This window comes from Nanhaiella sioensis (genome assembly GCF_046557775.1).
GTDB classification, from domain to species: Bacteria; Bacillota; Bacilli; order Bacillales; family SM2101; genus Nanhaiella; species Nanhaiella sioensis.
Genome location: NZ_JBKAEG010000001.1, coordinates 4,417,282 through 4,433,481, shown reverse-complemented (window position 1 = coordinate 4,433,481; position 16,200 = coordinate 4,417,282). Strand labels below are relative to the sequence as shown.

The 16,200-nt window shown below is 33.9% G+C and carries 15 protein-coding genes; 6 read left to right on the top strand and 9 right to left on the bottom strand.

Features of this window, described 5'->3' with window-relative positions; genetic code table 11:
* Positions 1–74 precede the first annotated feature (74 nt).
* From V1503_RS20945 to V1503_RS20930, 4 genes are all read right to left on the bottom strand, one after another.
* Complete coding sequence (locus V1503_RS20945) at positions 75–713, bottom strand: response regulator transcription factor (RefSeq protein ID WP_214481345.1); 639 nt, start codon at positions 711–713, stop codon at positions 75–77.
* Entirely contained in the window at positions 697–1,758 is a 1,062-nt protein-coding gene (locus V1503_RS20940) for a HAMP domain-containing sensor histidine kinase (protein ID WP_214481346.1), read from the bottom strand. Before V1503_RS20940 ends, V1503_RS20945 begins: the two co-directional genes overlap by 17 nt.
* A gap of 12 nt (positions 1,759–1,770) precedes the next feature.
* Positions 1,771–2,583: a cell wall-active antibiotics response protein LiaF gene (gene liaF / locus V1503_RS20935; RefSeq protein ID WP_214481347.1), complete on the bottom strand. Its 813-nt coding sequence runs from the start codon at positions 2,581–2,583 to the stop codon at positions 1,771–1,773.
* Positions 2,584–3,334: 751 nt separating this feature from the next.
* A complete protein-coding gene (locus V1503_RS20930; RefSeq protein ID WP_410629042.1) occupies positions 3,335–3,730 on the bottom strand; it encodes a VOC family protein in 396 nt (131 codons plus the stop codon).
* 572 nt (positions 3,731–4,302) lie between these two features.
* Here V1503_RS20930 and V1503_RS20925 point away from each other — a divergent pair.
* Complete coding sequence (locus V1503_RS20925; protein WP_214481350.1) at positions 4,303–4,404, top strand: YjcZ family sporulation protein; 102 nt, start codon at positions 4,303–4,305, stop codon at positions 4,402–4,404.
* A gap of 639 nt (positions 4,405–5,043) precedes the next feature.
* The gene (fdhF, locus tag V1503_RS20920; RefSeq protein ID WP_410629041.1) at positions 5,044–7,104 is read left to right on the top strand and encodes a formate dehydrogenase subunit alpha; all 2,061 of its coding nucleotides are present in this window, start codon (positions 5,044–5,046) and stop codon (positions 7,102–7,104) included.
* Positions 7,105–7,350: 246 nt separating this feature from the next.
* On the opposite strand, the gene V1503_RS20915 is transcribed toward fdhF, so the two are convergent.
* Positions 7,351–8,856: a vWA domain-containing protein gene (locus tag V1503_RS20915; RefSeq protein ID WP_410629040.1), complete on the bottom strand. Its 1,506-nt coding sequence runs from the start codon at positions 8,854–8,856 to the stop codon at positions 7,351–7,353.
* A gap of 166 nt (positions 8,857–9,022) precedes the next feature.
* Between V1503_RS20915 and V1503_RS20910 the strand changes: the two genes are divergently transcribed.
* Positions 9,023–9,421: a DUF2500 domain-containing protein gene (locus V1503_RS20910; RefSeq protein ID WP_410629039.1), complete on the top strand. Its 399-nt coding sequence runs from the start codon at positions 9,023–9,025 to the stop codon at positions 9,419–9,421.
* A gap of 178 nt (positions 9,422–9,599) precedes the next feature.
* Here V1503_RS20910 and V1503_RS20905 read toward each other — a convergent pair whose 3' ends face one another.
* Entirely contained in the window at positions 9,600–9,803 is a 204-nt protein-coding gene (locus V1503_RS20905; RefSeq protein WP_214481354.1) for a cold shock domain-containing protein, read from the bottom strand.
* Positions 9,804–10,354: 551 nt separating this feature from the next.
* Here V1503_RS20905 and V1503_RS20900 point away from each other — a divergent pair.
* Complete coding sequence (locus V1503_RS20900) at positions 10,355–10,945, top strand: GNAT family N-acetyltransferase (protein ID WP_320258691.1); 591 nt, start codon at positions 10,355–10,357, stop codon at positions 10,943–10,945.
* A 74-nt stretch (positions 10,946–11,019) separates the two neighbouring features.
* Here the strand turns inward: V1503_RS20900 and V1503_RS20895 are convergent, their stop codons facing one another.
* The gene (locus V1503_RS20895) at positions 11,020–11,814 is read right to left on the bottom strand and encodes a C39 family peptidase (RefSeq protein WP_410629038.1); all 795 of its coding nucleotides are present in this window, start codon (positions 11,812–11,814) and stop codon (positions 11,020–11,022) included.
* 501 nt (positions 11,815–12,315) lie between these two features.
* On the opposite strand from V1503_RS20895, the gene V1503_RS20890 reads away from it, so the two are divergent.
* Both V1503_RS20890 and V1503_RS20885 read left to right on the top strand, forming a co-directional pair.
* Positions 12,316–12,537 carry a hypothetical protein gene (locus V1503_RS20890; RefSeq protein WP_410629037.1) on the top strand — a complete coding sequence of 74 codons (222 nt, stop codon included), beginning with the start codon at positions 12,316–12,318 and terminating at the stop codon, positions 12,535–12,537.
* A 211-nt stretch (positions 12,538–12,748) separates the two neighbouring features.
* Positions 12,749–13,318 (top strand): hypothetical protein, encoded by a 570-nt coding sequence (locus V1503_RS20885; protein WP_410629036.1) that lies wholly within the window; start codon positions 12,749–12,751, stop codon positions 13,316–13,318.
* Between the two features lie 834 nt (positions 13,319–14,152).
* On the opposite strand, the gene V1503_RS20880 is transcribed toward V1503_RS20885, so the two are convergent.
* Together V1503_RS20880 and V1503_RS20875 are read right to left on the bottom strand one after the other, a co-directional pair.
* Positions 14,153–14,392 carry a hypothetical protein gene (locus V1503_RS20880; RefSeq protein WP_410629035.1) on the bottom strand — a complete coding sequence of 80 codons (240 nt, stop codon included), beginning with the start codon at positions 14,390–14,392 and terminating at the stop codon, positions 14,153–14,155.
* 755 nt (positions 14,393–15,147) lie between these two features.
* On the bottom strand, positions 15,148–16,194 hold the full coding sequence (locus tag V1503_RS20875) for a ribonucleotide-diphosphate reductase subunit beta (RefSeq protein ID WP_410629034.1): 1,047 nt from the start codon (positions 16,192–16,194) through the stop codon (positions 15,148–15,150).
* Between the last annotated feature and the right edge of the window lie 6 nt (positions 16,195–16,200).

Below are 16,200 nucleotides of genomic sequence, written 5' to 3'. Positions count from 1 at the left end.
ATGTTATCTTCTAGTTTAGGAACAACTGCAACACAATGTTTTCGAAAAGATGCTTAAAAATACATTACTATTTATTAACCTACTATGCCATTGCGATTAGCGTAAATGGCTGCTTGGGTGCGGTCAGCTACTTCAAGTTTACTGAGGATGTTACTCACATGTGTTTTTACCGTTTTTACCCCAATAAATAATTTATCACTGATCTCTTGATTGGTTAAGCCATCACCTAAACATATTAACACATCTAGTTCTCTATCAGTAAGCTTGTCATGTGGTTTTTCAGAACTATTTCGAAAGCGATTCATCATTTTATTTGCTACTTTTGGTTCAATTACATTTTCTCCACGAAATGCTTTGCGAATTGCATCACTTATTTGATCGGCTCGTGATGTCTTTAGTAAATAACTAAACGCTCCGGCTTCTATTGCTGGAAATACTTGTTCATCATCATAATAGCTTGTTAAAATGATGACTTTACACGCTGGATTGATAGCCATCACTTGCTTAGTTGCATCGATGCCTGTACCGCCCTCCATTAACAAATCCATTAACACAACGTCAGGTTTGTTCTTTTTTACTAGTTCAATTCCTTCCTTGCCATTTTTACCTTCACCAACTACCTCAATATCCCGCTCAGTCATAAGATAGGAGATAATACCTCTTCTTACCATTTCATGATCATCTACAACGACCACTTTAATTTTCTCCTCCATCGTGTTCTCCTCCTTTAAAAGGTATGCGAATATCGATATATGTTCCTTCTCCAACATTGGATTTCACGCTAAATTGTCCTCCAATTTCTTCACACCGTTCTTTCATCGTGTGTAGACCATATGAAGCCATTTTTAAATTCGTTACATCAAAGCCTTTGCCATTATCATATACGTGTAAAAAAATATACTGATCTCTTTTATATAAGTCGATTTTCATCTTTGATGCGTCAGCATGACGTAAACTATTTGCTAAAGCTTCTTGAACAATTCTAAATAAATGATCCTCCACTGCAAATGAAAGGTCATTTATATTTTGGATAGAAACTTTAAATTTGATCGGGCATCTTTGCTCTAACTCATTAACAAGCTGGTTAATTGCTTGATCGAGAGGCTCTCCTGACAAACGCACAGGTCTGAGATGAAGCAAGAGAGCTCGCATTTCCACTTGAGCTTGACCAGCCATATCTCCTATTTCTTGAAGCTGTTTCTTAGCTAAATTTGGGTCATCATCAATAAGTCGGACTGCAGCTGACGATAACATACTTAACGCAAAAAGTTGTTGACTTACTGCATCATGAAGATCTCTAGCTAGTCTTTGTCGTTCTTCAACAACCGCAACTGTATGCGCATTATTAGCTAACTCTGCTTTTTGCTCTGCAAGCCGTTGTAAGGAATCTACTTGTCCCTCAATCTTTATCGCTAGTTGGTTTAATTCATCACTAATTCTACCAATTTCATCTTTTTCTTCACTTTGTATACGCTCTGATAAATTCCCTCTCGATAGCACTGTTATATATGTTGAAACATCCTCTATTCTTTTTTTGATAGACATGCTATTTCGGTAGCCAATAAAAACACCCGATCCTATTGATATACATGTAACAAACAACGTCATCCACAAGATTGTAGGAATGTGTATGGATTGTGTAGGGAAAAACAAGAAAAACAGCTGTAAACCAACAAAGAAAAGGATAGTTGACACTAGAGCAGCTACGAGATGGGAGCGAATAAATTGAAAACGTATACTTATAATATTTTTAAGCATGAGCTTTTCCTCCTACACTCGATCGACTCGAATTGAACCTGCTTTTAATGAAAGATGGATTGTTAGCTTTCTCGTAGCATTTGAATAGTTGTCAGACTCGAAGCTTATAGTATTGTGGACTCCGTCCTTTCTAAGTTCAAAAACTTTTACTTCTCCCATGTTTACTGTCGTGTCGATCTTACAAGCAATATCTTCTGGAATAAGCATTTTAATGTCCCCAACTAATCCTTGAATAACTATTTCAGTTTCTTTATCAGGGATATAAGCTCTGCTAAAATCAAAATAGTAGTCACCAATCATATTCTTAATATTAATTGGTTTAACAGCCCAATTTTCATCATCGAATTTCATTGTGCCTATAGAGAAATTTTTCAAGATAACCCCCTTTGAGTCGTTAGGTATATCATCGTCTTCATCATAGAATTCACTGACCTTTTTCAACACTTTATCCTTCCTTTCACTTGACTTCTCGACTTTTATAACTGTAATTTTCCTGTTACGGAACATTTCCAACCCGAGAAAAATGAAGAAAAGTGGCCACAATTTATATACATCCCAAAATCCAAATTCAATAATAAAAAATCTATCAAGTATTAGTAATGACCCAAAAATTATAACAAAGACTCCCTTAAACCATCCTGTTCTTCCCTTAGTAATTACCCATTCTACCACCCATTTCAAGCCGATGATGACGAATAAAAACGGATAGAAAAAGTGAAAAACATCTCTCACATTTAGTGTAATAACATTAATATTCATCAATAATAGTACGATCCCAATTCCAACTAATAAAAATCCCCAAATAAATTGACTAAGTGTTTTCATAATAAACCCTCCAGAAAAGAACCTCACTTGTGTTCTCCCCATAAATAATTTGACTTTAATACTGAATGTTCCTTCTTATTCACTCTATTTTATAAATATACTTTAAAAGGATTGTAAACATTGTTGCTTTAAATAAAGCTGTTTTCGTATTGATTGTTGTTTTTCGTATTAAGAAATAAACTCGTACACAACTAGAGATCGGCATCTTTTCTGCTGTACAACGATGACTGACAATATAAAATCACTTTTTTGGTACTAATTTGATAGCAATAGTAACAAATCTTACGAAAAAAGCCTTAAATAAACAAAATGATTACCTATTAGATCGAAATTCGACTAGCAATCTGTCAAATATTTTAATATTATACCATTATTATAAACATACCTCATACGTAAGAAAACATGCTACGGCACGGACGGTTCTCAGTCTGTAGACCTATTGTTTGTCTTAACAAAAGGCTCCATGAATTGTACGAAGGAGTTAGCACGATACTGTAAAGCACACTTAGAAAGATATAAAAAGAGGAATTTCAAACCTCAAAATTACTGTTGTAATCGGACAAAATAGCAGGTAATATGATTGCTCGTAAAGCAAGAACAGTGTATGTTAGAAAGCTTAAAGCAAAGTGTTTTTGACATTGGATAACCGAATAGACAAACACTAATTTCAACGTATCAAAAAGTCTAATTACTAGCTGTAGAGATGTTAAGGAATACATAATAAAAGACCTCTAAATTTAGAGGTTAAAGTTCAAGGAGCTACTAATTCGACCTTAATTCTGTCTGGGTCTTCAAAAAAAACTGCATAATCATTTTTCCCTCCTGCGAAGGGATGTTTATCAGTATAAAGGATTTTAACACCCTTTTCTGTTAACTTTCTTGTCATATCGTCAACTTGTTGCCGTGAACTTGCATGGAAAGCCAAATGATTTAAACCTACCCTGCATCTATGATAGGGTATGTCCAAAAACCTTTCATCAGTTTGAACGAAAACAATGTATGTGTCTCCAATTTTCCAACTTTGACCACTTTCCCACTCCTGAAAAGGTTCATATCCTAATTCTTCTAATAACCAACTCCAAAAGGCAACTGAACTCTTCAAATCAGTAACATTTATTTCAATATGATGTATAAGCCCTTGTGGCAATTGACACCCTCCTTATCTCTACTTTTTAACACAATTATTTTATCAGATCATTCCTGACCTACAATTATTTATCCTAAAAAAAATAATTTTTTAGAAACGGCCTTTTTCATTTAATAATGAGCTCAATTGTATTTTTTTACTGACCTTACCGACTCTCGATAGCAACAAATTTTGCGAAAAAACCTTACAAAAAGAGCACATCAAAGTCAGCTTGATTAAACAAATCACCACCCTCGCCTAATGCAAACTTATAGTAGCACGCTACCCTTCACTCTTCTATCATGCTAATTTTGCCATTTAATTTTATCTTTCGTTTTAAATTAACCAACCGCATTGTAGTTCGTGATACCATATCACCTTTAAAACATCGGCAAAACCTATAAATATTACCTGGATCGAGATATGAAATTTCAGTTAATAAAGCAACAAAAAATAAGAATAGACCCTTGAAGATTATGAAAAATTTCTCGTTAAAAATAGTTGAATGACCCAAGCAATATTACCTAGGTTGCATATGTTATTTTTAACGAGGCAATTAGGCCTCATTAATTATCCTATAAGGAGGGTTATAAGTGGCAGAATATGGCGGTGGCGGTATTTTTGCATTAGTAGTCGTGTTGTTCATTTTATTAATCATAATTGGTTGTGCTTGTGTAGGCCGTTTTGGTTATTAATATGCACGCTGAGATCTCTCACCACAATTGATTTAAAGCTTAAAAAACACCCTCTTGGTCACCAATTAATGGGACCAAGAGTTTTTTTATTCGGATCTTTTATGATTGCTTAAAATCTTGCTAAGATATAAGAACTTACACTTCACATTTAGTGTTCGTAGCATCTTTTCTCCTTTTACAAATATTGAGATCTCAAAAACTAATCATACAGTTTATTTTTAAGTAAGGCTGTTTTTGCATCAGAAATAAACACGTACTTAACCAGAGTTCGTGGTATGTTTGTTTCTTCTGAAAAACGATGACTAACAATATAATACACAATTTTGAAACTACTTTAATAACAATAGCAACAAAGTTTACGAGAAGAACCTTTATAAAAACTGCTTGTACAATAGGTTTTTTCACAATTTATTGTAACACTTGCACAATTGTAGTTTCGTGGCTTTTGTACTTCACTTCACGGTTATAATCCTAATAAAATAATAACAAGGGATAATCTGAGCAATTTTGATGAAATTTTCTATATTTTTCACTAGAAAAATTACACAAACATAAATGAGGATTTGCTAAAATAATAGTAAGCTTATCATCTTTGTTAAACAACTTGATCTTTATTAGATTGTAAAGGAGGATAAGAGTATGGAAGAAGCTAAAAAGGTTAAAACAATATGTGGCTATTGTGGCACAGGTTGTGGACTTGTTTTAGAAGTAAACGATAATAAAATTACTAGAATACGTGGTGATAAAGAAGCTCCTGTGAATAAAGGACAAACTTGTATTAAGGGAGCTTTTGCATATAACTATGTGCATTCACCTTCAAGATTAACATCCCCACTCATTCGTAAAGCAGGAAAACTAATACCAACTAGCTGGGAAGACGCTTTATCTTTCATAGCTAACAAATTAACGCACATTAAAAATAATTGGGGTACAGATGCAATAACAATGTTTGCATGTTCTCGTTCAACAAACGAAACAAACTACATTACTCAAAAATTTATGAGAGCCGCAATTGGAAATAATCATATTGATGGGTGTAACCGTACTTGACACGCTCCTAGCGTCGCCGGTCTGGCGACTATACTTGGAAGCGGTTTCCCTACCAATAGATTAGAAGATTTCGATAAGACAGATGTCCTTTTATTAATGGGATCGAATACAACCGAGGCCCATCCAATTATTGCTAACCGCATGAAAAAGGCTGTAAAAAAAGGGCTAAAGATCATTGTAATTGACCCACGGGAAATAGATATGGTTAAATTTGCTGATGAACATTTACAAATTAATGTTGGTTCTGACATCGCGCTAATGAACGCATTCATTCACGTTATATTGAAAGAACAGCTGTATGATGACAACTTTATATCGCGCGTTACTCATGGTATTAATGACCTTCAACAGCAGGTAGCAAAATATACTCCTGAATTTGCTGCAGCAATCACCGGTTTGCAGCCAGAACAAATAGTAAAAGTCGCAAGACAGTATGCAAATGCACAAAATGCAATGATTGCATACACCCTTGGCATTACTGAACATCATAGTGGTGTCAATAATGTATTCGATATAGCAAACTTAGCCTTATTAACTGGTCATATCGGTAAAGAAGGAAATGGCATTATGCCACTAAGGGGACAAAACAACGTTCAAGGTGCAGGCGACATGGGATGCCTACCTAATCAACTACCTGGCGGTTTCAAGGTGAGCAGTCAGGTGCATAGAGAAATGTTTGAAAAAGAGTGGCAAGTGTCAATAAACCCCCATGCCGGAGATACCCAAACGAGAACTTTTGAAAAAATGGAAAGTGGCGAAGTAAAGGCATTATACGTAATCGGCGAAAATCCTCTGATGGCGGATGTCCATATGTCACATACGAAAAAACTTTTGGAAAAGCTTGATCTATTAATTGTGCAAGATATATTTCTTACTGAAACAGCTGAATTAGCTGACGTTGTTCTACCAGCACGTTCTTGGAGCGAGGTAGAGGGTACGTTTACGAACACAGATCGTAGAGTTCAGCGTGTAAGGAAAGCGATAGAGCCAAACCCTAACACAAGAGAAGATTGGGATATTTTATGTGACCTATCTACGAGATTAGGCTACCCTATGAAGTATCAGTCTACTGAAGAAATTTGGAATGAAGTACGTAAACTAGCTCAAGAAATGTACGGTGGAATGCCGTATGAACGACTTGATCGAGAGAATGGGCTTCACTACCCTTGCCCAACAGAGGATCACCCGGGTACATTATATTTACACGATCGGTTTCATACTACTGAATTTACTAGCGAAAAAACATCATTTGTTCCTGTCTCATATACAGCACCATTAGAATTACCAGATGAGGAATACCCTTTTACCCTTACGACTGGAAGAAGGTATGAATCGTATAACACACATACGCAAACCAAATTCTACGCTGATGGAGTTAAAATAAAGCAAACAGAAGAGACAATTGATATGCACCCTGACGATGCGGTAAAAATTGGCGTGGATGATGGGGAACTTGTCAAAGTAAGCTCACGTAGAGGAAGTGTCAAAGTGAAAACAAAGCTTACAAATAAAATGGTCCCTGGGCTTGTCTTTATGAGCTTTCATTGGTCTGAAGTTCCGACAAATATGTTGACACTTAACGAATATGATCCCATCTCTGGGACTGCAGAATTTAAATCATGTGCCATCAAGATTGAGAAAATAACTTAACATGTCCTATCTTGACATCAATACAACGTTTAATTTTGAAATGGCTTTGCTACTACACTCTTCGGAAAAATCAATATAGAGCTAAAAAAGCTGCTATCAAAATAAGTTTTGATTGCAGCTTTATAAATTTGAGCAATTGAAGTATGCTCGATTTAATGATCAAGTAAAATAGATCCTTGAAGTAATGTTGGTCAACCTCTCCTCCTTAACACCGTGAAAAGCTTTGGGCTCGAATTGAACGATACATCATTTTTCTCCAGCTTCGATCGCCATTGCATCCTTTACCATATGAACAAATTCAAACTCCTTCTCAGTATTAGCATTTTGTTCTGCTACTTCCAGAACATGATTAAATGTCCCTTCCTTTGCCCAATAGCTACCTCGTAATATCTCTGCAAATTCTGCAACTGCAGCAATAAAGTTAAAATCTGTTCCAGCATCTCCTGTTATAGATAAAGGTTTAGTGATTTCATTTATTTCGTTAAGTTCCACATCAGTAAACCTAAGGTGAACGTCTCCAATATTATTTGGATTTTCCGTTTTCAATTTCAGTTCATATAGTGCTGTTACAGTATGACCTGCACCTATCTCACCACCATCAACTGTATCGTTCCGAAAATCTTCATCATCCACGTCCCGATTTTCATAGCCTATTAACCTGTATCGATCCACTGTCTCGGGGTTAAATTCCACCTGAACCTTCATATCTTTTGCAATTGTATATATAGTACCAGTTAACTCTTCCATGAAGATGCGACGAGCTTCTGAAAACGTATCAATATATGCATAATTTCCGTCACCTCGATCAGCAAGCTGTTCCATTAACACATCATTATAATTTCCCATACCAAAACCAAACGTACTCAATGTAATGTCTTTCTTGGCATATGATTTAATTTGTTCTAATATGCCATCAGCACTTGTCTCACCCACATTTGCTACTCCATCAGAACAAAGGATAACACGATTAACTGCACCGGGATGAAAGTTTTCTCTTGCCATTTCATATGCCATTCTCAACCCATCCTCAACATTTGTTGATCCTTCTGGCCCAAGTTCATTTATAGCTCGTTCAATAGCCGTTATGTTATCTAGGGAGCTCGGTTGTAATACCACTCGTGCATTTGATCCATAAGTAACAATACTCACTTTATCTTCAGGCTTTAACTGACTTAACAGTAAATGCAAACTTTTTTTAACAAGCTCTAATCTGCCTTCTTGTTCCATAGACCCAGATACATCAATGACGAATGTTAAGTGTGCTGGTTTTCTATCATTCACATTGATTTCTCTTCCTTTAATATCAACCCTCATCAGTTTATAGCCTTTACCAAACGGTGAAATTGACCCATCGACACGGACTGAAAATGTCTCTTTTTCTGGAGGAGAAACATTTGATTCGAAATAATTAACAAATTCTTCAACTCTTACAGCATCATTCGGTGGCATCGTTCCTCTTGATAAATAATTCCTTACTACACTATAAGACCCTGTATCTACATCAACAGCAAAAGTAGAAAGTGAATCATCTTCAGTTGAAACGAACGGATTTGTACCGTAATGTTCAAAATACATAGCATCATAAGTAGCACCATTTGGAAGAGAATTTTCTATACTAACTGGAGTAGCTTGATCGTATGAATGACTTGAATCAGTTTTAGCTTCGTTACTTTCGACTGCTCCAGAATCTTCCTTCCCCCCACATGAAGCAAGTATTAACATACATACTAAAAGGACAAGTATTTTTCTCATTATTTTGACCCCCTCATCCAATAAGACGAATGAATGAAATATTTGTTACAGTGTTTAATACTATAAATGTACTTTTTTGGTAACTAATTCTATAGATTTGTTATAATGTGATGTACAATATTTTTTTCATTTGTACTTGAATTGCCGTCTAAAGGAGGGGAGATAAATGCCATTCAATAATTTCAACAATGGTTTTGAGCAAGGCTTTGAGTTATTTCAAATCATCCCTTATATAGTCATATTTGGGTTTATAATGACCTTTGGAATTTTTATTTTTGTTGCAATAACGGGCATGAAACAATGGAATCATAATAATAATCAACCAGTCTTAACTGTTAATGCGATTGTCGTGACAAAGAGAATGAATGTTAGGAGACGTACTAACCACCATAATGACCACCCTACTACTAGGTCTAGTACAACGTATTATGCTACCTTTGAAGTTGAAAGTGGTGATCGCATGGAGCTACAAGTTAGCGGCAAAGAATATGGTATGCTTGTCGAAGGCGATCAAGGAAAATTGACCTTTCAGGGGAGTAGATATAAAGGATTTACACGATCTTAACTGAAATTTTTGCAAAATCGTTACTTGATACTACAGCAACATGTATTTGTATCATTTTCGATCGACGGCATAAACATGGGGTATCTTCACGGGGGAAACTGTTCTTATTAAATAAACTTACAAAAAAAACCCGAAGTGTAGCTTACACTTCGGGTTTAGTTTATTTATTTTGTTCCTATTACAGCTTTACAACGTTTTCAGCTTGAGGGCCACGGTTACCTTCAACGATATCAAATTGAACTTCTTGTCCCTCTTCTAAAGTTTTAAAGCCTTCACCAGTAATTGCACTAAAATGTACAAATACATCGTTGCCGTCGTTAGCTTCGATAAATCCAAAGCCTTTCTCAGCATTAAACCATTTTACTTTACCAGTTGTTTGCATAATAATACCTCCAAAATTTAATAATATGCTTCATTATCACTTCTATACAAAATAAAAAATTCACATATTATAAAAAGTACCAATGTTGAAGTGATAACTCTTTATAATACATGAATTATTTACTCCATTAACTATATTTATACATAATTTGACCTAAATTACTTTTATATAAGATTACTAGCACAAATTAACATTCCTTCATCTAAAACAATGAAAGCCCTACCTCTCTTTCATCCTTGTGACTCCGATGATCACGCCAGTGAATTAGAAAAATTCAAATATAGACTGGCATTATATAAAACTTGATAACAAACGTTCGATGCTAAAGCACCTAAGTCATTATAACATATTCATGTAAATTATCAATATGTTTATTGATTTATATTGGAAAAAATTTATATTACCGTATTTTTTTAGTTGAATTTAATATCTTTCAACTGGTAATAATATACTGAGTTGTTTACCTTAAGCAATCATTATCATTTGATAATAAGTGTAACTTGTTACAGCTTGTCAGAATTGTACTAAATAAAGTAAGGAGACATAAATTTATGAATTGGTATGAAAAATTAAACCAATACTTTCCTATTGAGGAAATGAAGTCTAAGGAGCATATGGAAGCTTTATTAAAAGAAAAGAGTAATATTTATTTCAAAGATGAAGGACTTCATCACGTCTTGATGTATGTCGAAACAGAAGAGTTCATCATGATCGATTATTTATTTGTCTCAAAAAATGCGCGAGGTCAAGGATTAGGGCATAAGCTTATTGACAAAATGAAGCAGCAAAATAAGCCAATACTACTAGAAGTTGAACCACTTGATTATGAAGATACAGATACAGAAAAACGCTTTCGATTTTATAAACGTGAAGGCTTTACACATGCCAAAAACATTACTTATCGCCGTCGGTCATTAGCAACTGAAAAGGTAAATGAGATGGAAATTCTATATTGGACGCCTCATAACGAAACCGAAAAAGACGTTGAACAAACGATATTCCGCAGTATGAAAAAAACGTATGAGCACATTCATACATATAAAGACGAAAAGTTTTACGGTCAGTCATATCAACCAGTTGAAGAGGTACTAACCTTTGAACATGATAATAATGATTCTAATAACTCTCATCCAAATTTATAGTTAATGTGTGTTCTAGGTAATCCTAGACACAGGTTCTCCTAAGACATTGACTAAGTTCATTTACATCAATCAACTTAATAAAAACTATGGTGAGCAACAGGATTTAATTTAAGAGATAGCGTAATAGCTTGACTTCCTAGTTGCTTCCAACCACTAAAAAAGTCTTCACGATTTAGTTTTCTATTTTTTTCCTCAACAAGAGGGTCATTTACATAAACATACTGACTGTCAAATCCAGTTAATAGCACAGCATGTTCCTTTTTAGTTATTTTAATCGAGCCTGTAGATGTTTCCCACGTTTCCCAGTATTCTTCTGGTACTACATTAAAAGTACTTGTTGTAATTACCCATACAGGCACTCCTTTTTTCAAATAATCTTCAATTAATGTAAACGGCTTTCCAGTTAAATTAATAATTTGCCCAGGCATGTAACGATTTGCTAGGTTCTCAATTGGTTTATTGTACACAGCATAGCCAGCTTTATCGTATGAATACATATCGCCAACAAACCCATCATTAGGGTCTCCGTACAATCCGTGCTGATAATAAGGTACTTTCGGAATTTTTGCTGCTAATTCCATTTTATCTATTTGAATACCAGCATATGAAAGTAGCATCGCAAGACTAGTAACTTCACAACCTCTTGGAAGTTCAGGCAACTGCTGAAGCAACGGTGCTTCAATGACCTTTTTCGATAATGACTGTAAATCATTTGACTTGTATAACTCTTCATTACTAATTTCTGTCGAGTTGCTACGAAGTGTTTTTGCTAATTCAACTGATAATAGTTGATTAGGTTGATTTATACAGCCGTCACTTAACATTACTATAAAGAATAAACAAATAAGAGTATTAATTTTTTTATACATAAGTACACCTCCAAAAATGAACAAGTCGGAATCATTCAAACCATTGTTCAAGGTAGAGCATACCTTTTCTTATTTAAAAACTATAAAAATGATAGAATACACATCAGCAACTAAAATGTAATTGAAAAACCAACAGAGTTTACTAAAAAAGCCTATTAAATGAAGAAATAAACACGTATAAAAAGTGTTAGTTGCATCTTTTCTTTTATATATCTATGACACTATATAAAAGCCACACCTTGCAGTTCTATTTTGTTTAATAGCAAAAGCTTTTACGCTTTAGAGGCTAGCTCAAAGGAACAAGATTATTAAGCACATTGCTAATTCTCTAGTAATATTACTATGCGTACTGTTTTTTTATTATTATTTTATTTCCTAATATTTAATTAATGAGAAAGCCTGATCACATATTGAACTAAATATTGAAAATAAATTATTCCTTATAAAATATGAAATTGTTAAGAATAGAGAAAACCTACTATTTGACATGGAGGATACCTAATGGACACAACAAATATTGTTCGTCAATTCAGGGATGTTGGTGGAACTTTACTAACGGCTATTATAATTAGTTACACAGTTTTAGATCGTGGTCTACTAGCTACTTTGCCTATTACATTACTTCTAGCATTTAGTTTATATTTTGTTGGATACAAGATATGGTGGATGCTGTCCACCACTTTAAATTGTGTATTTTATAATAAGTGCCACAGAAGCTACTGATATTAATATCTTCATTTTATTTAACAGCATTATAGAAATTTGTGCTGCCTACTTATTAGGCGTGTGTATTAAAAAGTTTAATGAAAATTATCGAAAAACTAAGTATATTATTTTATTTCTTTTCAGCATTATCTTTGCAACCTTATCCATAATCGTGCACAGTTCAATTTATGGAACTCCTTTAGAGTATTTCACCGCTAAGAATAATGCTATGATCTACATAAACGAAGCCTATAACGGTGATCTAGAAATTTCAGGTGTTCATTATAATTCAATTTTAAATGAACATATTGTTAATGTTATAAATAAAAAGGACAGAAGAGATGAAGGAAGACTATATTATAAAAAATATAGTATTTTCGATGATTACCACTATCGAATCGAAAAGAGTCAAAGTGAATTGATAAATAAAGTATTCAAGGTAATGCTGAATCAAAATATAAATATTTCCATAGAAGAAATGAGCTCACAAGTTACACTTCCTAAGAATAAATACCTTACTAAGGATATATACTCTGGAGTTGAACCTATTGGAATTAGCCTTAGCATAAAACCTCATGCTCCAGATACTTACTTTGTTTCTAAAGAGGCTTTTAGCAAAGAAGCTTTTAACATTTTAAACACGTTTAAGAAACTAGGATTTACGTACGAAAGTATTGATATAGAATCTTTTTTAGCTGATGGTAATACATTCTATTCTATTTCAATTGAAGATCCCATTGAATTATATAGCTTTGAAACTGTAGTTTCGCAAACTAAAGAAATTGTTGAAAAAAAATAAAATTATATTTCTATAATGAAAACCATAGAGATCAATGTGCTGCACAGCATTGAAAAAAAAAAGATGTGTACAATTACTTTGGGGAAATTAATGAAAGAAGTTAGTGTAACTTACCTTCTACAAATGATGATAATGCAGTAGAAGAACACTCTTACACTTAGAAGTGATACATTTATTAGGAAAAACGCATCAAAAAACTTTTATTGATGAAAGAGTCTGTCAAAGAAAATTTGAAGAACGTGGTGGATTTGAAAAGAAATATTTTTTGTAGCACAACTACAAACTAATAAAAGAAAGTAATGAAAGGCTAAATACAGTCTTTTATTATGCACTCCTTAACTTTACATTAGTTATATTTTCCACGAGCCTAGAATAAGTAATTGTCTGAGGTGATGCACATAATTTCACTTAGAACAAATAACCATTCTCCTTTGAATTTTCTTCGATTAAATCGATAGCAAAATTCGTCTAAATAAGATACGAGATGTTCAGGGTCGAGTCCTTAGAATGTTACTCCAATAAACTCCTTTTGCATATTCACAGTTGGGTACACAACACGACCAACATCCCAGTATTTTTTATGCTTTAATGAAAACCGGTAATGAATTTCCTCTTCTGTTACTAAATAATTTTGAAGTCACACGTACACACAAGGATTCTAAGTTCTGAAAGAATCTTATAGTTCTCTAAATAAAAAGCACCTCTATTATTGAGATGCTTTTTCCCACTTCTAAAATATGTATGATATTAATAATTACGTACAGAATTAATATTCAAAACCATTATTTACTGATTTGAATGTTCTAAGTACTCTCCTGCTTTTTTCCCTTAATCCTAGTCAGTAAGTTCCGGCTTACCATTAATTAAAACAACATTAAAGTATTCACCAGCTGGTAGATTAATTTTTTGTTTGTCTACTATGGTATAAGTGTTTCCTCCATAGTTAAATACAAGGTTATTACCATGTTGTACTGCATTTCCTTTGTGAACTGTTAGAATATTGCTAACTTCACCTCCACCACTACACCCGAATAATAGAATCGAAGTGATAATTAAAGAGTAAATAATTTTCATAATAACCACCTATTCATCAAAATATGCTAAGGAAGAGTTCAAGGTCTTTTTCATTTCTTCACTTTAAGTTTTTTGGTCCTTCACATGGCAGCACCTAAATTGTCATTTTCCTGAGTAAATTATCATCGTTAACTATATCTTCAATACCTCACTTAATCTCATTTATATGCTTCAAATTACAAGCATTCTATCGTTAATAGTTTCGAACCCAATTTCATACAATTTAGTAATTTAATAAACTTTACTGGAGAAAATTGAACAACCTTCCTTTTTTTTCTTAGCCTAAATGTATCAATAATGGTACCATTTGTAAACTAAATTAGGAGGATTTTGTGTAGTTCAACCGACAAAAAATGACAAACATTATGACAACACCATTCTTAGGATTTTATGGTGTCTTGTTGGTAAAGGTAAACTATGGGATTGGTGTGCTTTTTTTATATGAATAAAAAAGTTTGAAGTTAAGACGTGACGGAAGGAAATGTGTTGAAATATACTTGTGCATGATACCGCCCGTTCAGATGTATGTGTAATTGGTGTTGTCGAAATAATCTCTCCATATCCTGTTTCCACATTTAAGTAAACTTGAATATCAGTGAATCAGGTGAAGATCCTACTCCACCTAAATTCACTGATTCCACCTATAGAAGCGGGGATCTTAACCATCGATGAGGGACAGTATACCCTATTTAGTTATATTCCATTTTGAATGCCCTCTAAAAGGCTAGGATAGAAAAGTTTCACTTAGGGATACCTTACAAATCATCAAAACCATTCACGTCTGATGCTTTTGTATATTGACGAGATTTTTGTTCAAAAAAGTCTGTTTTACCTAAATCGACTTCTTGGTAAGCGATAATCCATCGCAATGGATTTTTTATCGGTGCATGAGGAAAAACATTTCTACCATGCCCTAATTGATGACAACGTTTATTGGCCATATATTGAATGTATTGCTCCAATTCCTCAAACACAATTCCATCCATTTTATTACCTATTATTTCACGACCCCATTCAATTTCTAATTCTGCTGCCTTCCGGAAGGTAGCAATTGCATACTGCTCTAGTTCTGGGGTGTTATACTCAGGGTTTTCTTTCAAAACTTCTTTATATATTTTTTCAAATAGACCTACATGGATTTGTTCATCTCTATTTATATAATTAATCATCGTTGATGTTGCAACCATTTTTTGATTTCGTGCTAAATTATAAAAGAAAGCAAAGCCACTATAGAAAAACAAGCCTTCTAATATCACATCATATATAATGGAGTGCAAAAAGTTTTCGATGGATGGTTGTTCAGTAAAATCTTTATATCCATTCGTGATAAAGTCATTGCGTTTTCGTAACGTATGTTCTGTACGCCAATATTCAAACACTTCATCCTGAATTTTTTTTGGTACAATGCTTGATAAAACATAGGAATACGAGTGATTGTGAATGACCTCCTGTTGAGCTAGCATAATCATGAGTGCATTGACAGAAGAATCTGTAATATAGTCAGCAACCTTACTTGCATAGTCAGATTGAATGCTATCTAAAAGAGCTAATAATCCAATGATTTTCAAAAACGCATCCTGCTCAACTTGAGAGAGCTGTGGAAATTGTTTTATATCCTTTCCCATATTAATTTCAAACGGTGTCCAGAAGTTTGCTAACATTACTTTGTATTTTGGGTATGCCCAAGGAAAACGGACGTCATCCCAGTTTAATATATTTGAACTTGCCCCGTTGATCATACTTGTTGAACAGTTGGGTGCTTGTGCATCCATAAGCTCTCGTTTTGCAATTGTAATCATCATTATCCC